Source organism: Nonomuraea sp. KM90 (assembly GCF_052246675.1).
Taxonomy (GTDB): Bacteria; Actinomycetota; Actinomycetes; order Streptosporangiales; family Streptosporangiaceae; genus Nonomuraea.
The window spans coordinates 39,344-59,661 of record NZ_JBQQCB010000067.1; the positions used below are offsets into that span (position 1 = coordinate 39,344).

17 protein-coding genes are annotated in these 20,318 nt (G+C 70.8%); 10 read left to right on the plus strand and 7 right to left on the minus strand.

Annotated elements, in window-relative coordinates; translation table 11 throughout:
* Positions 1-3: 3 nt before the first annotated feature.
* Positions 4-690 (minus strand): FadR/GntR family transcriptional regulator, encoded by a 687-nt coding sequence (locus ACTWPW_RS41100; RefSeq protein WP_375110167.1) that lies wholly within the window; start codon positions 688-690, stop codon positions 4-6.
* Positions 691-1,055: 365 nt separating this feature from the next.
* On the opposite strand from ACTWPW_RS41100, the gene ACTWPW_RS41105 reads away from it, so the two are divergent.
* Positions 1,056-1,265, plus strand: a complete 210-nt coding sequence (locus ACTWPW_RS41105) for a hypothetical protein (protein WP_443171861.1) — start codon at positions 1,056-1,058, stop codon at positions 1,263-1,265.
* Positions 1,266-1,278: 13 nt separating this feature from the next.
* On the opposite strand, the gene ACTWPW_RS41110 is transcribed toward ACTWPW_RS41105, so the two are convergent.
* Genes ACTWPW_RS41110 through ACTWPW_RS41125 form a run of 4 tightly spaced genes read right to left on the minus strand, consistent with a single transcriptional unit; the run spans position 1,279 to position 7,290 of the window.
* The gene (locus ACTWPW_RS41110) at positions 1,279-4,269 is read right to left on the minus strand and encodes an alpha-mannosidase (protein ID WP_443171862.1); all 2,991 of its coding nucleotides are present in this window, start codon (positions 4,267-4,269) and stop codon (positions 1,279-1,281) included.
* Between the two features lie 30 nt (positions 4,270-4,299).
* Complete coding sequence (locus tag ACTWPW_RS41115) at positions 4,300-5,076, minus strand: carbohydrate ABC transporter permease (RefSeq protein ID WP_375110164.1); 777 nt, start codon at positions 5,074-5,076, stop codon at positions 4,300-4,302.
* 55 nt (positions 5,077-5,131) lie between these two features.
* Complete coding sequence (locus tag ACTWPW_RS41120) at positions 5,132-6,004, minus strand: carbohydrate ABC transporter permease (protein ID WP_364116616.1); 873 nt, start codon at positions 6,002-6,004, stop codon at positions 5,132-5,134.
* Positions 6,004-7,290 carry an ABC transporter substrate-binding protein gene (locus ACTWPW_RS41125; protein ID WP_443171863.1) on the minus strand — a complete coding sequence of 429 codons (1,287 nt, stop codon included), beginning with the start codon at positions 7,288-7,290 and terminating at the stop codon, positions 6,004-6,006. Before ACTWPW_RS41125 ends, ACTWPW_RS41120 begins: the two co-directional genes overlap by 1 nt.
* 94 nt (positions 7,291-7,384) lie before the next feature.
* On the opposite strand from ACTWPW_RS41125, the gene ACTWPW_RS41130 reads away from it, so the two are divergent.
* From ACTWPW_RS41130 to ACTWPW_RS41160, 7 genes are all read left to right on the plus strand, one after another.
* The gene (locus ACTWPW_RS41130) at positions 7,385-8,425 is read left to right on the plus strand and encodes a LacI family DNA-binding transcriptional regulator (protein ID WP_375110161.1); all 1,041 of its coding nucleotides are present in this window, start codon (positions 7,385-7,387) and stop codon (positions 8,423-8,425) included.
* 10 nt (positions 8,426-8,435) lie between these two features.
* Positions 8,436-9,656, plus strand: a complete 1,221-nt coding sequence (locus ACTWPW_RS41135; protein ID WP_375110160.1) for a glycoside hydrolase 5 family protein — start codon at positions 8,436-8,438, stop codon at positions 9,654-9,656.
* Positions 9,657-9,824: 168 nt separating this feature from the next.
* Positions 9,825-10,430, plus strand: a complete 606-nt coding sequence (locus ACTWPW_RS41140; protein ID WP_375110159.1) for a VOC family protein — start codon at positions 9,825-9,827, stop codon at positions 10,428-10,430.
* Between the two features lie 162 nt (positions 10,431-10,592).
* Positions 10,593-11,243: a DUF4386 domain-containing protein gene (locus ACTWPW_RS41145; protein WP_375110158.1), complete on the plus strand. Its 651-nt coding sequence runs from the start codon at positions 10,593-10,595 to the stop codon at positions 11,241-11,243.
* Positions 11,244-11,348: 105 nt separating this feature from the next.
* Positions 11,349-12,044: an NUDIX hydrolase gene (locus ACTWPW_RS41150; protein ID WP_375110157.1), complete on the plus strand. Its 696-nt coding sequence runs from the start codon at positions 11,349-11,351 to the stop codon at positions 12,042-12,044.
* Between the two features lie 7 nt (positions 12,045-12,051).
* Positions 12,052-13,209, plus strand: coding sequence for a 5'-methylthioadenosine/S-adenosylhomocysteine nucleosidase family protein (locus ACTWPW_RS41155; RefSeq protein WP_443171864.1), 1,158 nt, complete (start codon positions 12,052-12,054; stop codon positions 13,207-13,209).
* Complete coding sequence (locus ACTWPW_RS41160) at positions 13,206-15,200, plus strand: hypothetical protein (RefSeq protein ID WP_443171865.1); 1,995 nt, start codon at positions 13,206-13,208, stop codon at positions 15,198-15,200. Before ACTWPW_RS41155 ends, ACTWPW_RS41160 begins: the two co-directional genes overlap by 4 nt.
* Before the next feature lie 68 nt (positions 15,201-15,268).
* Here the strand turns inward: ACTWPW_RS41160 and ACTWPW_RS41165 are convergent, their stop codons facing one another.
* Positions 15,269-16,084 carry a maleylpyruvate isomerase family mycothiol-dependent enzyme gene (locus ACTWPW_RS41165; RefSeq protein WP_375110154.1) on the minus strand — a complete coding sequence of 272 codons (816 nt, stop codon included), beginning with the start codon at positions 16,082-16,084 and terminating at the stop codon, positions 15,269-15,271.
* 128 nt (positions 16,085-16,212) lie between these two features.
* Positions 16,213-17,829: an endo-1,4-beta-xylanase gene (locus ACTWPW_RS41170; RefSeq protein ID WP_375110153.1), complete on the minus strand. Its 1,617-nt coding sequence runs from the start codon at positions 17,827-17,829 to the stop codon at positions 16,213-16,215.
* Positions 17,830-18,136: 307 nt separating this feature from the next.
* Here ACTWPW_RS41170 and ACTWPW_RS41175 point away from each other — a divergent pair, with 307 nt between their 5' ends.
* Both ACTWPW_RS41175 and ACTWPW_RS41180 read left to right on the plus strand, forming a co-directional pair.
* A complete protein-coding gene (locus tag ACTWPW_RS41175) occupies positions 18,137-19,798 on the plus strand; it encodes a class I adenylate-forming enzyme family protein (protein ID WP_443171866.1) in 1,662 nt (553 codons plus the stop codon).
* 271 nt (positions 19,799-20,069) lie between these two features.
* The gene (locus ACTWPW_RS41180; protein WP_443171867.1) at positions 20,070-20,285 is read left to right on the plus strand and encodes a hypothetical protein; all 216 of its coding nucleotides are present in this window, start codon (positions 20,070-20,072) and stop codon (positions 20,283-20,285) included.
* Positions 20,286-20,318 lie beyond the last annotated feature (33 nt).

Here is a 20,318-nt window from a genome sequence, read left to right on the forward strand (position 1 = left end):
CGGCTAGAGGGCCGCCTCGTCCCGGTCCGCCCGCGCCAGCAGGTCCCGCATGGCCGCCTCTGCAGCGTCCGCGTCACCGTCGCGTACGGCGTCCAGCACCGCCCGATGGGTCACGGCGAACCCGGGGCGCTCGCCGGTCGAGTGCACCAGCCGGTCCCGGGCCGACAGCGCGGCCGCGATCACCACCTCCAGGCACTCCAGCAGCTCGTTGCGCGAGGCGGCCAGCAGCACCCGGTGGAAGACCACGTCCGCCTCGGTGTGCGCCACCGGGTCGGCCGCCGTGGCCCCCATCCGCTCGAACGCCGCCTCCAGCGCCGCCACGTCCGCCTCCGTACGCCGGGCGGCCGCCAGCCGCGCCCCCGCCGGCTCCACCACGGCCCGTACCTCGGCCAGGTCGCGCAACATGTCGGAGTCACCCCGCTGCTCGAAGCGCCAGCGCAGCACGTCGGGGTCGAGCAGCGACCAGTCGCCCCGCGGCCGCACGAACGTGCCGCGCTTCGGCCGGGCGTCCACCAGCCCCTTGGCCGCCAGCGTCTTGAGCGCCTCCCTGACCACGGTATGGCTGACGTGGTAGCGGCGGCCGAGCTCGACGGGGTCGAGATGGCCGGTGGCCTCGGGATCCCCGCTCACGATCCGGCGGCCGAGATCTTCGACGACCTCACCGTGCATGCCTCGCCTTGGATAGCTCATGCGGCGTCACCCCTTCCATCCGTCTTCCGATGGTGATAAATCGTATTTTACGAAAATTCAGCCACATCGTCTGAGGATCCCCCGCCTCGACTTGGCCGCGGTGGTGATGGTGCTAATCAGCGCCTGCGGCCCTACCTCACACAGGCCGACCGGGCGGAGCAGGCGACCGGACCCATGGCGCTCTACTACCGGGACTCCCTGGAACAACGCCCAGGACGACCTCTGGCACGCCGAGCCGACCAGCCCGGACGCCCCCGAGTCGCTGGGCAGGTGGCGGGCCGCTGCGCGGCTGCGACCACGCCATCCTGGCCCCGTTCCCGGTCCTGCTCTCGGCGTTTTTTGTGGCGCCGATCGGCTAAGCGCTGGTGCAGAGCCTCACCCGGGTGGAGCGCTCCGGGCTGCTCGGCCCGCACGGGACCCTGTGGTTCGCGGGCCCGCGGCTGTTCCGCCGGCCGATCCTGCGGACGCTGACCGTGGTGGGCGCGCCGGTGTCGGTGATCCCGCTGATCGTGCGGTCCGGCGCGCCGCAGCGGTTCTGGCGCGCCGGACTCACGGAGGGAAGCGTGCGCGAGTAGCCCCGGAGGGTGATCAGGCGCGCTTCATCCGCAGCGTGACCAGCTCGAACGGCCGCAGCGTCACGGGGATGCCGTCGCCCGGGCGCTGCGGCTCGCCCGTGGGCCGCTCCAGCAGGTCGGTGGTGACGACCTCCGCCACGGGGAAGCCGGCCCGCAGGGTGGCCCGGGCCCGGCCGCCCCTGGACTCGTAGCACCGTACGATCACGTCGCCGCTCCTGTCGTCGGCCAGCTTGACCGCGCTCACCACCACGGCGTCGTCGTCCACCGCGACCAGCGGCTCGACCACCTCGGCGGCGCCGGACCCGGCGCGCACGGGCTGGTTGACGAAGTAGCCCTCGCGGACCGCGTCGCCGATGGACGCGTTCGGCACCAGCCCGTGCCGGAAGCGGTGCACGCCCTGGTCGGTCTCGGGGTCGGGGAAGCGCGGGGCGCGCAGCAGCGAGGCGCGCAGCGTCGTGGTCGTGCCGGTCCCGTCCACGTCGCGGGTGACGTCGTGGCCGTAGGTGGAGTCGGTCACCAGCGCCACTCCCCAGCCCGGCTCCTCCACGTGCACGAAGCGGTGGTTGCACGCCTCGAACTTGGCCGCCTCCCAGCTCGTGTTGGTGTGCGTGGGGCGGAAGACGTGGCCGTACTGGCTCTCGGAGGCGTACCGGTCGGCGCGTACGTCGAGCGGGAAGGCCAGCTTGAGGATCTTCTCCGTCTCGTGCCAGTCCACCTCCGTCTCGATGTCCAGCCGTCCCTCGTCGAGGCTGATCCACTGGGTCACCGTCGAGGACCCGAACGAGCGCCTGATCTCCACGCGCCCCCCGTCGCCGGTCACCCGGTCGGCCTCGGTGAGGTCGGTGACCGTGTTGCGGTAGAAGGCGTCCACGTCCCAGGCGTCCCACTTGTTGGGGAAGTCGGGGTGGAGCTGCAGCAGGTTGGCCGCCCGGCCCGGCGCGACCGCCTCCCTGCCCGTCTCCAGGTCCCGGAGCGAGACGACCAGCCCGCGGGCGTCGATCTCCGCCCTGAGCAGCGGGCCCTCCAGCACGTAGCCGCCGCCCGCCCGCTCCGTGCAGGTCGCCGGCCGCACGCGGGCGGACGCGGCGCCACCGGCCGGGACGCCGAGGCGCGCATGCGGCGAACCGTTGAAGCACAGGCCGGTGGCCTGGCCCGCCGCCAGCGCGTCCTGGGCGTCGCCGATGATCGCGTTCAGCTCCTCCGCCACCAGCTCGTACGTCCTGCGCGCCTCCCGGTGCACCCACGCGATCGACGAGCCGGGCAGGATGTCGTGGAACTGGTGCAGCAGCACCGTCTTCCAGATCCGGTCCAGCCGCTCGTACGGATAGTCCACGCCCGCGCGCACCGCCGCCGTCGCCGACCACAGCTCGGCCTCCCGCAGCAACGCCTCGCTGCGCCGGTTTCCCTGCTTGGTCTTGGCCTGGCTGGTCAGCGTGCCCCGGTGCAGCTCCAGGTAGAGCTCGCCCACCCACACCGGCGGGTGCGGGTATTCGGCCTCGGCCTTGGCGAAGAACTCGGCCGGCGTCTCCCACGCGACCTTGGGTGAGCCCTCCAGGTCGCGGACCCGGGCCGCCTTGGCCACCATCTCCCGCGTCGTGCCGCCGCCCCCGTCGCCCCACCCCGTCGGGGCCAGCGAGTGTCGCGCCACGCCCTTGTCCTTGAAGTTGCGTGCCGCGTGCGCCAGCTCGCGCCCCCGCATCGAGCAGTTGTAGGTGTCCACCGGCGGGAAGTGCGTGAAGATCCGCGTGCCGTCGATGCCCTCCCACAGGAACGTGTGGTGCGGGAACCTGTTGGTCTGGCTCCACGAGATCTTCTGCGTGAGCAGCCGCTTCGCCCCGGCGGCCTTGATGATCTGCGGCAGCCCGGCCGCGAAGCCGAACGTGTCCGGCAGCCACACCTCCTCGTTGTCCACGCCGAACTCGTCGATGAAGAACCTCTTGCCGTGCACGAACTGCCGGGCCATGGCCTCCGAGCCGGGCATGTTCGTGTCGGACTCCACCCACATGCCGCCCGCGGGCACGAACCTGCCGGCCGCCACCGCCTTGGTCACCTTCGCCCACACCTCGGGCCGGTGCTCCTTGACCCACGCCCACTGCTGGGCCTGCGACATCGCGAACACGAAGTCCGGCTCGTCCTCCAGCAGCGCGGTCATGTTCGAGGTGGTGCGGGCCACCTTGCGCACGGTCTCGCGCAGCGGCCACAACCAGGCCGAGTCGATGTGCGCGTGCCCGACCGCGCTGATCCGGTGCGCCGAGGGCACGGCCGGGGACGACAGCACCCCAGTCAGCTCGGCCCGGGCGGCCGCCGCCGTGCCGCCCACGTCCTGGAGGTCGACCGCGTCCAGCGCCCGCTCCAGGGCCCGCAGCAGCTCCCAGCGGCGGGCGCCGTCCACGGGCAGCTCCAGCATCAGCTCGCCGAGCACCTCCAGGTCCATCACCAGCTCCCACACCGTCTGGTCGAAGACGGCCAGGTCCACGCGGGCCAGCCGGTACAGCGGGTCGGTGCCGGCCGTCTCCTTGTCGCCCATCCGGGTCGGCAGGAAGGGGTGATAGTCGAGGATGACCGGGTTGGAGGCGGCCTCGACGTGCAGCCGCACCCGCTCGCCGCCCTCCGCGGGGGAGCCCACGCGGACCCACTGGTTGCGCGGGTTGAGGCCCTTCACCGGCGTGCCGTCGGGCCGGTAGACCAGGCCCTCGCACTGGAAGCCCGGCATGTTCTCGTCGAAGCCGAGGTCCAGGATCGCCTCGACGATCCGGCCGCTCCACTCCATGGGGACGGTGCCGGTGACGGTGAACCAGCTGGTGCCCCACGGCGCGCCCCACGCCTGGCCCACCGCGATCGGCCCGGGCTCCGCGGCCAGGCCCTCCGCCACCGGCACGGGCTCGCCGGGCGCGTGCCAGACGGCCACCTCCAGCGGAACGGACTCGGGGTAGATCGCCGGGCGGATCCGCTCGTCCAGGACGCGCTTCAGGCGGGCTTCGACCAGGTCGCGGTCGTCATGCATCAGGTGAGCTCCTCAGCAGATGGTGATTTATCAGCCTTTGATGGCGCCTTCCTCCACGCCCTTGAAGAAGAAGCGCTGGAGCGCGGCGAACACGATCACGATCGGCAGGAACGAGATCATCGTCCCGGCCGCGATCAGCCGCGGGTTCGCGCTGAAGGTGCCGTTGAGGTACTGCAGTCCGACGGTGAGCGTGTAGTTGTCGGGATCGGTCAGGACGATCAGCGGCCAGAGGAAGTCGTCCCAGGCACCGATGAAGGCGAAGATCGTGACCACGCTGAGCATGCCGCGCACGTTCGGCAGGCCGATGTGCCGCAGCCGCTGCCACGTCGTCGCCCCGTCGATGATCGCGGCTTCGTCCATCTCCGGAGGAATCGCCTGGAACGCGGTACGCATCAACAGCACGTTAAGCATCCCGATGGCCCCCGGCAACGCCACGCCCAGCAGCGTGTCGGCCAGGCCCAGCGAGCGGACCGTGACGTACTGGGAGACGATCGTCACCTCGCCGGGCAGCACCAGCGTCGCCAGGAACAGCCCGAGGAGCAGTTTCGCGCCCCTGAAGCGGAGCTTGGCCAGGGCGAACCCGGCGGCCGTGGCGCCCGCCGCGTTGCCCGCGACCACGATGGCGGCCACGATCAGCGAGTTGACGGCGTACGACCAGACGGGGATGGTCTCGGCGACCTCGGCGTAGTTCGACAGCGTCGGCCGGCTGGGCAGAAGGCCCGGCGTGCCGGTGTAGATGTCCTCCTGGAGGCTCTTGAGCGAGGTGGACAGCTGCCACAGGAACGGCGAGACGGTGACGGCCAGCACGAGCAGGAGCAGGACGTACCTCAGGGCCCGCTCGCGCGCGGTGACTCTGTTGATGTCAGGCCGCCTTCCTGTTGAGCCGCAGCAGCGCGAGCATCGGGCCGATCGTGACGGCCAGCAGCACCAGGCTGAGCGCGGAGGCGTAGCCGAGGTGACCGGTGAAGCCGCGGCTGTAGAGCTGGATGAGCATCACCAGCGACATGTCCCGGCCGCCGGGGCCGCCGGTGCCGTTCGAGAGCACGTACAGCTCCGAGAACACGCGCAGCGCCGAGACCGACACCAGCACCGAGACCAGCAGCATCGTGTTGCGCACGCCGGGCACGGTGACGCTCAGGAAGCGGCGCACCGGGCCCGCGCCGTCCACGGCGGCGGCCTCGTGCAGCTCGCGCCGGACGTTCCCGAGCGCCGACAGATAGATGATCATGTAGTAGCCGAGGCCCTTCCAGACGGTCAGGCTGATCGCGCTGAACAGCAGCAGCCACCGGTCGGTCAGGAACGGCACCGGCCCGCTCACCCAGCCCAGCCACTGCGCGAAGCCGTTCACCAGCCCCCGGTCGTCCAGCAGCCAGCCCCAGATCAGCGCCACCACCACGGCCGAGGCCACCACCGGCGTGTAGAAGGCGGTGCGGAAGAACGTGATGCCGGGCAGCTTCTTCTCCACCAGGATCGCGATCAGCAGCGGCAGCACCGTCAGCAGCGGCAGGCAGACCAGCATGAACACGATGCTGTTGACCAGCGCGTCCACGAGCTGGTCGTCGTCCAGCACGCGCCGGAAGTTGGCCAGGCCGGTGAAGTGGCCGCCGCCGAGCGGCTTGGCGTCGGTGAACGCCAGCACCACCGTGTTGATCGACGGCCACACCGAGAACATGAACAGCCAGACCGCGGCGGGCGCCACCAGCACCCACGGCGTGAACCAGCGATGGTGGCGCATCAGTTCTTCAGCAGCTCGTCGCACTTGGCCACGGCGGCGTCCAGCGCCTCCTTCGAGGTGACGTCACCGCTGATGGCCAGCGCGAACTGCTGCCTGACGAGCTTCTTCATCGCCTCGGTGACCTGGACCGGCTCCAGCACCTTCGCCCTGGCCAGCGACTCGAACGCGATCACCTTGGCGTCGCCGGAGCTGGTCCCGTCGCTCTTGCTGAAGAACGGGTCGTTCGCCGAGGACTTCGTGCTGGGGAAGATGTTGACCAGGTGGGCGAAGGCGGCCTGGTTCTCCGCGCTGGTCACCCAGCGGGCCAGGGCGAGCGCGGCGGGGGCGTTCTTCGTCTGCTTCGGGATCGACAGGCCCTGGACGTACAGCGGCGGGGTGCCCATCGCGGGCGACGGGACGACCTTGGGCGCGAGCGTCGGGTTGTCGGTGGCCAGGCTCGTGATGTAGTTGCCGCCGCCGGTCGTCCAGGCGACCGTGCCCTCGTTGAACAGCTTGGCGTTGCCCGCGTAGGTGTCGGTGAGCACGTCGCGGGGCAGCAGGCCCTCCTTGAACGCGTCCCGGTACCGGTCGAGCAGGGCGACCGCCTCCGGGGTGTTGAAGGTGAACCGGGCGCCGTCGGGGGACATGATGGGCACGCCCGCGTTGGTCAGGTCGCCCAGCTCGGGGCGGCGGCTCATCAGGTAGACCTTGCCGCCGGACTTCTCCTTCATGGTCCTGGCCTGGGTGATGAGCTCGTCCAGGGTGGCCGGGGGCTTGTCCGGGTCGAGGCCGTGCTTGGTGAGCAGCTCGGTGTTCCAGTAGTTGACGTCGGTGTTGAGATACCAGGGGTAGCCGTGGGTGCCCTGGACGCCGGGGTAGGCGTAGGCGGCGAGGGCGCCGGGGACGTACTCGGTGGCCAGCGCCGGGTCGGCCTGGGCGACGTCGAGCAGGAGGCCCTGCCTGATCAGCGGCACCGCGAAGTCCGGCGGCAGGTTGACGACGTCGGGCAGCGTGCCGCCGGCCGCCTGGGTGAGGACCTTGTCCGAGTAGCCCTCGGCGGGCTGGTCGAGCCACTCGACCTCGGTGCCCGGGTACTTCTTCTCGAAGCCGTCGATGACGCCCTGCACGTACTCGGTGAACTTCGGCTTGAGCGCCCACGTCTGCAGGCTCACCTTGCCCTTCACCTGGCCGCCCGCGCTCGCGGCCGGCGGGGCCGCCCCGGGCCCCGTGGCGGAGTCCGGGCCGCCGAGCCCGCATCCCGCCATCGTGGCGACCACCACGGCCAGTCCTGCCCAGTACTTTCGCATGGCGCTCTCCTTCGGCACTAAACCGCTCTAGTTGCCGGACTATTCACCGGGCTAGACTCCGCTGTCAATAGGGGCCTCGGAGAAGGAGCACGCGTTGGGCCGACCGACGATCGCCGACATCGCGCAGCGGGTCGGGGTGTCCAAGGGCGCGGTGTCGTTCGCGCTCAACGGGCGGCCCGGCGTCAGCGAGGCGACCAGGGCCCGCATCCTCGAGGTGGCCAGGGAGATGAACTGGCGCCCGCACAGCGCCGCCCGGGCGCTCGGCGGCGCCAGGGCGGAGGCGGTCGGGCTGGTGATCGCCCGCCCGGCCAGCACGCTGGGCGTGGAGCCGTTCTTCGCCCAGCTCCTGTCGGGGCTGCAGGCCCGGCTGTCGGAGCAGCAGGTGGCGATGCACCTGCTCGTCGTGGAGGACTCCGAGGCCGAGATCGAGGTCTACCGGGAGTGGACCTCGGCCCACCGGGTGGACGGGTTCATCCTGGTCGACCCCAAGGTCCGCGACCCGCGCTTCGCCGCGCTGGAGGAGCTGGACGTGCCGGCCGTCGTGCTCGGCGGGCCCGGCGGGCACGGCTCGCTGGCCAGCGTGTGGGCCGACGACCGGGAGGCGATGCTGTCGGTCGTCGACTACCTGGCCGCGCTCGGGCACCGGCGGATCACGCACGTCGCGGGGCTGCCGGGGTTGCGGCACACGCAGCGGCGCATGCGCGCGCTGCGCGACTCCGTCAAGCGGCTCGGCCTGGTGGACGCCGTGTCCGTGCCGACCGACTTCAGCGACGCCGAGGGCGCGGCGGCGACCAGGACGCTCCTGTCCCGGGGCCGCCGGCCGACCGCGATCGTGTACGACAGCGACGTGATGGCCCTGGCCGGCCTGGGCGTGGCGATGGAGATGGGCGTGCGCGTGCCGGACGAGCTGTCCGTCGTGGCCTTCGACGACTCCGTGCTGACCCGGGTCACGCACCCGAGCATCACCTCGCTGTCGCGGGACACGTTCGCGCTCGGCGGGCAGGTGGCCGAGGTCATGCTCGAGGTGATCGCCGATCCGGCGGCCAGGCGCGACGTGAAGACCGCCACCCCCCGGCTGGTCGTCCGGGGGAGCACCGCGCCGCCGGCTCTTGGCAAGGACACTAAAGCGGTTTAGAGTCCAGCCCGTGCCCCATCCTCCCGCGCGGCCCCGCTTCGGGGCCAACCACGTCCCCTCCGCCGGCTGGTTCTACGGCTGGCTCGACGACCCCGCCGAGGCCGCCCGCCGCGACTTCGAGGACCTGGCCGGGATCGGGCTCGACCACGTGCGGATCTTCCCGGTCTGGCCCTGGATCCAGCCCAACCGCACGCTGATCAGGCGGCGCGGCGTGGCCGACCTGCTCGCCGTGATCGACGCCGCCGCCGAGTTCGGCCTGTCGGTGGCGGTGGACCTGCTGCAGGGCCACCTGTCGAGCTTCGACTTCCTGCCGTCGTGGGTGCTCACCTGGCACCGGCGTGGCGTGTTCACCGATCCGGAGGTGCGCGCGGGCCTGGTCACGTACGTGGACACGCTCACCCGCGCCGTCGCCACCCGCGACAACGTGTTCGCGGTGACCCTGGGCAACGAGGTCAACAACCTCTACCCGGCCAGCCCCGCCACCCCCGGTGCGGCCCGGGAGTGGGCCGCCGAGCTGCTCGGCGTCGCCCGCGCCGCCGCCCCCGGCCTGCTCACCCTGCACTCCCTGTACGACGCCACCTGGTACGACCCCGAGCACCCCTTCCACCCGGCCGACAACGTCGACCTCGGCGACCTGACGACCGTGCACTCGTGGGTGTTCAACGGCGTCTCCGCCTTGGACGGCCCGCTCGGCCCCGCCACCGTCACCCACGCCGACTACCTGGTGGAGCTGGCCGCCGCCACCTCGCCCGACCCGGCGCGCCCGGTCTGGCTCCAGGAGGTCGGCGCGCCCCGGCCCGACGTGCCCGAGGCCGACGCCCCCGAGTTCGTCCGCCGCCTGCTGGACGCGGTCACCCCCAACCCGGCCCTGTGGGGCGTCACCTGGTGGTGCTCCCACGACCTCGACCGCTCGCTGGCCGACTTCCCCGAGCGCGAGTACGACCTCGGCCTGTTCACCGTGGACCACCGGATCAAGCCCGCCGCCAGGGAGCTCGCCGCCGCCGCCGGCCGCCCGCACGCCCCCGCCCGGCACCGGCCGGCGCTGGTGTGCGAGGTGGACCTCAGGTCCGAGCCGGAGCGCCGCGCCGAGGTCGCGCCCGGCAGCGCCTTCCACGCCGAATGGGTGCGGCTGCGCGAGTCCGGCCCGCTCGCCATCGTGCCCGCTGCCCGCGCCGGCGACCCCGCCCACCTCGCGGCCAGGGGGATCGACGCCGTACTCGACCGGCTGTGACCCGGCCATGACGAGGAGCTCAGATCGCCCTGCGAGCACCGTCACCTGGACTCCCTGACCCGCCGAGCCCCGGCACCTCGCCCGGAGGACCCCCGCCACGACCTGAAGCCGGCCACCGTCACGAAGCAGTGGCTTAACGGAGATAGTTGAAAGGCATACGGTTGACCCATGGCTGCGACCCCGGAAACGGTGCACTGGCGCGGCGTGCACCATCTCGCCCTGGTGACCTCGGACATGGACGCCACCGTGCGCTTCTGGCACGGCGTGCTCGACGCCCGCCTCGTCACCACCCTTGCCCTGCCCGCCTTCAAGCACTACTTCTTCGAGGTGGGCACGGGCAACACCGTCGCCTTCTTCGAGTACACCGACCAGCAACTCGACAGCTTCGCCAAGCCCGCCGGCGTGCCGTACGCGAAGGCGGCGCAGTTCGACCACCTGTCCCTGCACCTGCCTGACGAGGACGCGCTCATCCGGCTGCGCGACCGGCTCAAGGCGCACGGCTGCGAGGTGACCGACGTCATCGACCACGGCTTCCTGCGCTCGATCTACTTCAGCGACCCCAACGGCATCGCGATGGAGGCGTCCTGGTGGACGGTCGACCCGACCGGCCGGCCGGTGGACTACGCCGACGAGCGCCTGTTCGCCGACCCCGACCCCGTACCCGCCGTGCGCGAGCTGCGCGACGAGGGCCGGCTGCGCCACACGGTCGCCACCCGCCTGGTGGACGGCATCATCGAGGACCTCCGACGCGAGGGGATCACCCTGGACCCCTGATCCCCTGACTCCCCTCCACTCCGGCTGCCGCTCACCCCGCCCGGCGATGTAAAAAATTCTAGACATCACGTCAATGATTCATTACATTGACGGATGTCAAAGATTTTGTACATCGCCGATGCGCGGCGCCCTGGCGCGCCCGGCCGCCTCGCAGGGGAGAACATGACCACGTCCCACCCCACGCCCCACCACATCCGGTCGGCCGCCCTGGTGGCGGGCCTCTCGCTCCTGGCCCTGGCCGTCCTGGCGGCGCTGGCCAACTTCGGCGTCCTGGAACGCCTCGTCACGCCCGGCGACGCCGCCAGGACGGCCGCGGACATCCGCGCCGCCGAGGGCCTGTTCCGCTCCGGCGTGGCCGGCCTGCTCCTGGTCGCCGTCCTCGACGTGGTCGCGGCCTGGGCGCTCCTGGCCTTCTTCCGGCCCGCCCACGAGGGCATCGCCACCCTCGCCGCCTGGCTCAGAGCGGTGTACGCGGGCGTGTTCGCCGTCGCCATCGCCCAGCTCGCCGGAGTCCCCGGAGCCGATCCGGCTCAGGCGTCAGCGAAGATCGACACCTTCCACGACATCTGGCAGGCCGGACTCCTCCTCTTCGGCGTCCACCTGGTCCTGCTGGGCCACCTGGCCTACCGCTCGGGCTACGCGCCGCGGCTGCTGGGCGTCCTGCTGGTGATCGCGGGCCTCGGCTACCTCGTCGACAGCCTCGGCGTGATCCTCGTCCCGGGCTTCGCACCCACGGCATCCATGTTCACCTTCGTCGGCGAGGCTCTGCTCATGCTCTGGCTTCTCATAAAGGGCAGAAACATCACCATTTAGCGAAAACAACGGGATTCACGGCCCCAGACCAGAAAGCGCATGGGCGTCACGCTGCAGCTCGGCAGAGGACTTCCTGTCGATCTGACAAAAAGCTAGGGTGGACTCATGCCCGACGACCCATGGCAGCCGCCGCGCATCCTGCTCGCAGTCGACCTGGTGATCCTGACCCTGCGCGACACGCGCCTGCACGTCCTGCTCGTGGAACGCGGCATCGACCCGTTCCGAGGGGCTCTCGCCCTGCCGGGCGGCTTCCTGCGCGACGAGCACGAGGACATCGAGGCGGCGGCGCGGCGCGAGCTGTCGGAGGAGGCGGGGCTGTCCGACGTGCACCTGGAGCCCCTGGCCGTGTACGGCGAGCCGGGCCGCGACCCGCGCGGCCGCGTCGTGTCCGTCGCCTACCTGGCCATCGCCCCCCGCCTGCCGGAGCCGGTCGCCGGCACCGACGCCGCCGCCGCCTCCTGGACTTCCGTGGACGACGCCCTGAGCCCGGGCACCGAGCTGGCGTTCGACCATCGCCGCATCCTCATCGACGGGATCGAGCGCGCGCGTGCCAAGCTGGAGCACACCGCCCTGGCCACCGCGTTCTGCGCCGAGACCTTCACCATCTCGGAGCTCCAGCAGGTGTACGAGGCGGTCTGGGGCGTCCGCCTCGATCCCCGCAACTTCTACCGCAAGGTCCAGGGTGCCCGCGGCTTCATCGTCGCCGGCGGCCCGATGCGCAAGACCCCGAACGGGCGGCCCGCCCGGCTCTTCAAGGCGGGTCCGGTCCACGTCCTCAATCCCCCGATGACTCGGCCTTAGGAGGTCGATGGTCATGATCGTGATCCTCACCGCGCTGGATCTGGAGTATCAGGCCGTCCGCGGGCACCTGACCGACCCGCGCGTGCACCGCCACACCGCCGGCACCCGTTTCGAGCTCGGCCGCCTCGCCGGCGACGGGCGCCGGGTGGCCCTGGGGCTGGTCGGCAAGGGCAACCATCCTGCGGCGGTGATCACCGAGCGGGCGATCGCCGAGTTCTCGCCGTCGGCGCTGCTGTTCGTGGGGGTCGCCGGGGCCCTGTGGCCCGGCATCGGCCTGGGCGACGTGGTGGTGGCCACGCACGTGTACGCCTACCACGGCGGCACCAGCGAGGACGACGGCCTCAAAGCCCGCCCGCGCGTCTGGGAGATCGCCCACGAGACCGACCAGATCGCCCGTCACCTCTACCGCACCGAGACCTGGACCCGCCACCTGCCCGCGGGCGCGGCCGTGCCCGCGGTGCGCTTCGGCCCGATCGCGGCCGGCGAGGTCGTGCAGGACTCCTCGATCTCCGCGCACGCCCGGTGGGTGCGCCAGACCTACAACGACGCGCTCGCGATCGAGATGGAGTCGGCCGGCGTGGCGCAGGCCGCCCATCACAACAGGTCGCTGCCCATGGCCGTGGTGCGCGGCATCAGCGACCGCGCCGACGGCACCAAGACCGCGACCGACGGCCTGAGCTGGCAGCCGAGGGCGGCGGCCAACGCCGCGGCCTTCGCCGTGGCCCTCGCTCAGGAACTGGCCGTGGAGCACGAGAACCATCCGGCGAGCAAGGCGAGGCAGGCGAGAGAGGCGAAGCTCATGACCGACAGCGTGAAGAACGTCGCCCGCGACAACGCCCGGGTGGGCGTGCAGGCCGGGCACATCCACGGCGATGTCACCATCGGCCACCCGTCCCAGACCCAGGCATCCGCCCCGGCCGTCCAGCTCGCCGAGCTGCGCGACCGGCTTGCCCGGGCGCGTAAGGCTCAGGAGGTGGACGAGGAGACGTTCACCGCGGCGGAGGCGGAGATCGCCGTCGCCGCCGAGTCGCTGTCCGAGAGCACCGAGGAGGGCAGGAGCAAGGCGGTGATCGCGCTCAGGAAACTCCGCGGTCTCCTGGCGGACGTGGCGGAGCTGGCGGCGCACGTGTCGGCCGTCATCGCGGCCGTCAGGGGCGTCCTGTGAGCGATCCCCACCTCGGCCCGACCAACCTCGCCACGGACTCGGCGAACGTCGCCGTCCAGGCGGAGGCCATCCACGGGCCGGTCAACGTCTACCAGGTCGAGGCCACCCCCTCACCCGAGGTGACCTTCGCGGCGGGGCTCAATTCGCTGCGCGCCGGGATGGCTCCGGAGGCGCGCGTTCATATCGGCAACGCCGTGGTCAAGGGCAACTACGTCAACGGCCACTCCTGCTTCTACCTGCTGCTGGCCCTGCTCAGCGGACGCACCCTGCAGCAGGTGCCTCCAAAGGAGATCGCCATGCTTCGCCGCGTGCGCGGCGCCGTCAAAAGCGACGACGAATGGGCCGGCGCGATCAAGCTGGTCGACCACCTCCTGACGTCCCGTCCCACGGAGGGCGGGGCTGTCGGCCTGGAGCAGGAGCTCCAGCACTTGGCCGACGAGCAGCGCAACGACGTCCTCCAGCACTTGGAGATGTTCCTGGACAGCTCCGCCGAGGACGCCCTCTGGGCGCGCGCCTTCGACGCGGCCAGGAGGGACCGTTACGCCAATGACCGGACGCACCGGGCCTGGAAGTTCTTCCAGCCGGAGCCCGTCGGCGCACGGGTACGGCCGGCGGACCCCGTCCTCATCGGCCTCGGCACCTGGACCGGAGCTACGGCGACCACCGCGCTGGCCCTGGTGACCGTCGGCTTCATCGGCGCCACGGCATGGCAGCACACCGGGGCGGCGGCGGTGTCCGCCCTGCTGGCTCTCGCGGCGGGCTGCTACGCGAGCGTGCGCAGCGGCGCTGAGTGGCGGTGCAGGAAGGAGCGCCGCCAGGCGAAGGACCACGAGTATCAGCGCCGGCCGGCCGCCACCCCGCGCGGCGACGGTTTCGCGAGCAAGATCGACCACCAGTTCAACCATTATTTCGCGCTGTACACCCCGCACGGCGCGGACAAGGCCCGCTGGCTCTCGGAGACGGCGGGCGTCCGCCGGGCCTTGCGTGACGAGGTCGTCACCATCTACCGGGAGAGCACGGTCAACGCCGAGCAAGTCGCCTGGCTCACCAGATACCTGGTCGCCGACGTCGCGCGGCGCTGGCAGGCGGGCAAGCTGCGGGACTATCGCAAGGAGTTGCGCGTCCCGTTGTCCAGGAAGGCGATGTGCGTGCTCGCCGCGATCGCGGCAGCCGCGGCAGGCGCCTTCCTGGTCTGGAGCGGCGCGCACGTCGATCCGGTCATCGTGTCGCTGGCCGCGCTCGTCGCCATGGCCTCCGTCTGGTGCGCGGCTCGCGTCTGGCTGCGCATCGCCACGGAGCACAAGAGGCACTCCGCCGACAAGGCGGAGAAGAAGATCCTGCTGGCCGGCCGCCAGGCGGCTTTCGACCGGTGGAAGCGCAAACTCGCCGACAGACCGGACGATCTCGAGATGGCCCGCTGGCTGGAGTGCGACCGCAAGGCGCTGATGGAGCAGGCGATGAGCCTCTACCGGCTGAAGCGGCAGGACGTGCTCGCCCACGCCTTCATCGAGGCGCCCGCCACGCCCTCCTACGACAGGGCACGCATCGAGAACGGGCCATGGCGCTATTCGAAGTACAAGATCCTGCTTTTCCTGCTCACCAAGGACGGTGTGCGGCAGTACACCGTGCACCTCGACTTCCAGCAGGCCACCTTCCGCAGCCGGGCACGCACCAACTACCGCTACGACGCGTTCACCTCCGTCCAGGTGGCCCAGACCGACAACGGAGAGAACGTCTTCGAGCTGACGCTGACCAACGGCGAGCCGATCAAGGTCAAGGTGACCGATCCACCCACAGACGTCACCAAGCATGAGGACGAGACCCCGCTGGGCGCGTCGCAGAGGACCCTCGACACGGCGGGACTCGACAACGCCCTGCACGTCTTGGAGGGGGTCGCCGCGGAGGGCAAGGAGTGGATCACCTTCGAACGCCGGCGTGAGAAAGTCCCCCTCGCGGAGGTGAGCAAGGCGGTGAACGCCATCTTCGCCTGACGGACCATGACGTGGCTCGGTGACCTGCCGGCCCGCACACCAGCAGGTCACCGAGCTCCAGGCCGGCGCTAGATCCGGAAGAACAGGTTCAGGTACCGGTCGGCGATCGCCAGGTCGCCGCGCACCGTCCCCGCGTTGCTCCGCCCGAACGTCGTCAGCACCATGCTCCCCGCGTCGAACTCGATCACGGCCGGCAGCCCGTCCAGACCGCCCGGGGCGTACGTCATCCCGCCCGGCCCCACCGAGACGTGGAAGTCACCCCCGTTGACGCCGCCCACCCGGATCCCGAGCTCGAACGGCGTCAGGTCCGCCCCCTGCCGGATCGTCGACTGCCACAGCACGAACATGAACGGCACGAGCAGGTCGGCCGCCTCCCCCGAGAGCCCGTGCGCCCGGCCGGTGCCCTGGCGGATGTCCCACGAGTGCACGGCGTAGTCCATGAGCTGCCCGGCCGCGTAGAAGTACGCGGGCAGCGGCCCCATGTAGAAGTGCGGGACGGTCAGCCCGTCCCATTCGTCCTCGCCGAGGTCGCGCAGGATCGCCTGCATCCGGGCGAAGTCCGTCCTGAGCCGGTCGAGCAGCTCCTTCTGCGGGATCCCGCGCAGCGCCACGGCCTGCTCGTTGACCCGGGTCCCCATCCCGGTCAGCCCGTACGCCGTGCCGAGATCGCCCCCGCCCCGGGCGGCGTCGAAGGCCGCGAAGTACCCCTCCGTCGTGTCCACGATGTGCGCGACCACGTCACGCGTCGTCCAGCCCGTGCAGGCGGTCGGAGCCTCCCAGGCCTCCTCGGGCTCGGCCAGCGCGAACAGCCGCTCGGCCTCGTCCTGGACGACCCGCAGGATGGTTTCCTTCCCCGCGTACGAGGTGGCATCCCATTCATTCATGCCGTTCACCTCCTACGGCGAACGACAGACCTCAACGGTTTAAAAGTCAATATTCCCATTGGAGAGAATCCCCTGGGACGGGACCGGGTGCCGGGCGGGCAGGCGGGCAGGTCCCAGGGGATCCCCGCTCATGCGCAGGTGTAGCCGGAGGGCGTCTGCGTGTTGCCGCTCGGGCGGCTGACCTGGAACCCGAAGCTGGTGCTGGCGTTCGGCGCCAGGTTGCCGTTGTAACCGGCGCTCCTGGCGGTCACGGTCTGACCGCTGACGGTCAGGGTGGCGTTCCACGACCCGGCCAGGGTGTGGCCGGCGGGGAGGGTGAAGGTGACGGTCCAGCCGGTGATGGCCGACGTGCCGGTGTTGGTGACGGTCACGGGCTGGACGACGTAGCCGTTGTTCCACTGGGTCTGCACGGTGCCCGCCGCGGTGCAGCCGCCACCGCCGCCGGGACCCTCAGTGGTCGTGAACGTGGCCAGTGGCGAGTTGGCCGACAGGTTCCCGGCCCCGTCGCGCGCCCGCACGTACACCTGGTACTGGGTGTTCGGGGTCAGCCCCGTCAGCGTGATCGAGTTGGTCGTGCTCTGGCCGAGCTGCGTGTCCGTCGTCCCCTGCTCGCGGTAGACGTTGTACCCGGCCAGCCCGCTGCCGCCGGAGTCGGTCGAGGCGGTCCAGGTCAGCGTGGCGGAGTTGGAGGTGACGTTGCCGGAGGTCGGCGTGCCGGGCGTGGTCGGCGGGGTGGGGTCGGTGGGGGTGCCGCCCGCGAGCGCGTCGTGCACGGCGGTGTACGCGGGCTTCTGCTGGTAGCTCTCGTTGTAGATCAGCGCGGCGCCCTCACCGGGGAAGGTGTCCGGCACCCAGGAGTACTTGTCGGTGAAGCCCCAGATCGTCACCCCGGCGCAGGCGGTGACGGCGTTGCAGGCGTTGATGACGTTGCGGTAGTAGGTGGCCTGGGTGGCGTCCTTGGTGGCGTTCCTGGGCGTCTGCATGCGCACGTCGAGCTCGGTGATCCGCACCTGGACGCCGAGGTCGGCGAAGCGCTGGAGGTTCTGCTGCAGGTCGTTCGGGAAGCCGTACTGGATGGACAGGTGGCCCTGGAAGCCCACGCAGTCCACCGGCACGCCCTGCTGGCGCAGCGACGAGACCAGGTTGTACATCGCGGTGCTCTTGGCGTTGATGCCCTCGACGTTGTAGTCGTTGATGCACAGCCGGGCGTTGGAGTCGGCGGCGCGGGCGGCGCGGAAGGCGTCGGCGATGAAGCTCTGGCCCAGCGTGTTGTACCAGAACGACGAGCGCATGCCGCCGTTCTCGTCGAACACCTCGTTCACGACGTCCCACGAGACCACGGCCGGGTTGTTCGCGTAGCGGCCGACGACCTGGCTGATGTGGTTCTGCATGGCCGTGCGCATCGCGGTGGCGCTGAGGCTCTGCACCCAGCCCGGCGTCTGACTGTGCCACACCAGCGTGTGGCCGTGGACCTGCTGGTCGTTCTGGGTGGCGAAGTTGACGATGGCGTCGGCGCCGGAGAAGTTGAACTGGCCCTGGCTGGGCTGGGTGGACTCCCACTTCATCGCGTTCTCGGCGGTCACCTGGCTGAACTCGGTGGCCGCGATGTTGCGGTAGGAGGTCTCATTGGACAGCGGGCTGGTGGCGAGCGCCGCACCGATGAACTTGCCCCGCGCGGCGGCGTGCGTGCGCAGGGACGCGGACGCTTCTGCCGAGACGGCGGGCAGGAGGAAGGTTGCGAGCATCCCCACCAACGTGAGGGCTCTGAGGAGCGAGGACGAATGCACGGACATCTACCTCCGGAGGCAGGCACTCGATTCCGAAAGTTTTCGGCCCCGATAGGACCGCATCGCAGACGGTATTGACATGCTCGTGCACGGTCAATGGCGGCCTCACAACAGTGCTAAAGCAGCAGTTGGAAGGCAGAAACTATCGGCAAGTAGATGAAACTTTCACGGACAACCCACCTGCACGCGGGTCTCTAGCGCGACGTACCTACCGGTCGGTACTGTGATTTATCCGGAATAATCGTCCACTGCGGGAGTTCTGCGCATGTCTCTTTCGCACGCCCAGGTCCAGGCCCAGCTCACCGGCCCCGGCCAGTTGTTCGAGATAGAGGAGATCGGCGACACCGGCGTACGAACATGGAAGCACGCACCCGCCCACTTCCGTGCCCTGCTGGAGACCAGCTGGTTCCACGGCGACCAGGTCTTCCTGGTGTACGAGGACGAGCACATCACGTTCAAGGACCACTTCGCCCGCGCCGCCACCCTCGCCAACCGCCTGGTCGACGAGTACGGCGTGACCAAGGGCGACCGCGTGGCCATCGCCATGCGCAACTACCCGGAATGGGTCGTCTCCTTCTCGGCGGTGCTGGCGGCCGGGGCTATCGCCGTACCGCTGAACGCCTGGTGGACGGAGGCCGAGCTGGCCTACGGCGTGCGCGACTCCGGCGCCAAGGTGCTGATCGCGGACGGTGAGCGCGCGGTCAGGCTGGCCTCGACGGGCGTGCCCATGATCGTCACCAGGGGCGAGGCCCCGGCCGGGGCGCGCGCGTTCGACGAGGTGATGGGCGAGATCCCGGCCGACCCGAAGCTCCCCCAGGTCGAGCTGTCCCCCGAGGACCCGGCCACGATCTTCTACACCTCGGGCACGACCGGCAACCCCAAGGGCGCCCTGGGCAGCCACCGCAACCTCGGCCAGTCCCCCATGACGGTCGCGTACGGACTCATGCGCGCGACCGCCATGGCCGGCAAGGACCTCTCGGCGGCGGCCGGGACCCGCCGCATCACGCTCCTGACCGTCCCGCTCTTCCACGTCACCGGCTGCTTCTCGGCCATGACGACCACGATGTTCAGCGGCGGCGGCCTGGTGCTGATGTACAAGTGGGACCCCGAGCAGGCCCTGCGGCTGATCGAGCGGGAGCGGGTCAGCGCGATGATCGGCGTGCCGACCAACGCCTGGCAGCTCATGTCCCACCCCGACTTCGGCAAGTACGACCTGTCGTCCCTGACCACCCTCGGCTACGGCGGCGCCCCGGCCCCGCCCAAGCTGCTGGAGCGCATCACCGAGAACCTCCCCAACCGCGCCCCCTCCAACGGCTACGGCATGACCGAGACGACCGCCCTGGCGATCGGCAACGGCGGCGCCGACTACCAGGCCAAGCCCGACAGCATCGGCGTGCCCTCGGCCGTGGTCGACGTGCGCGTGGTGGACCCCATGGGCACCGAGCTGCCGCCCGGCGAGGTCGGCGAGCTGTGCGTACGCGGCCCGAACGTCATCCTCGGCTACTGGAACAAGCCGGAGGCCACCGCGCAGACGTTCGTCGGCGGCTGGCTGCACACGGGCGACCTGGCCAAGATCGACGAAGAGGGCTTCGTCTACATCGTGGACCGGGCCAAGGACATGGTCATCCGGGGTGGCGAGAACGTCTACTGCGCCGAGGTGGAGGCCGCGCTGTTCGAGCACCCGGCGGTCGACGACGCCGCGGTGATCGGCGTGCCGCACGACGAGCTGGGCGAGGAGGTCGGGGCGGTCATCCGCCTGGCCCCCGGCCAGTCGGTCACCACCGAGGAGCTGCAGGCGTTCCTGGCGGACCGGATCGCCAAGTTCAAGATCCCGGTGCACGTCTGGTTCCGGGATGGCGAGCTGCCCCGCAACCCCGGCGGCAAGATCCTCAAGACGCACCTGCGCCGGGAGATCCTGGGCACCTGACGTGCTCCTCCCCCTCGGCCTGACATGCTCATCCCGCTCGCCGCCGCCGTGCCCGTCACCGGCGGCGGCCAGCCGGTCCGGCAGCCCGTCCGGCGGCCGTCACGCACGAAGAGCCGGCGACGCTCACCATGTGACGCCCTTCACAAAGCCCGCGTTCCCCCTGGTGGCAACGGGAATCGCGACCCCTCATTACCTGGCGCGTAATCGCGGCCCCTACCCCCGGCCTGACATCTTTCAGGTGTTCGCACCGAGGCCGACCAAGGAGCCCGAGATGACCGCCCTGACCGTTACCACCGACCGGACGAAGTTCCTGCGCCTCTCGCTGGCCGCCGACGCCGTCATAACCGGCGGCAACGGGCTGACCTACCTCGCCTTCGCCGGCCCCGTGAGCACCCTGCTCGGCCCCGACACGGGCCTGCTGCGCGGGATCGGCGTCTTCCTGCTCGTGTACGGCGCCGCGGTCGGATTCCTGGCGAGCAGACGGTAGATCAACGCCGGCGGCACCAAGGCCGTGCTCGCC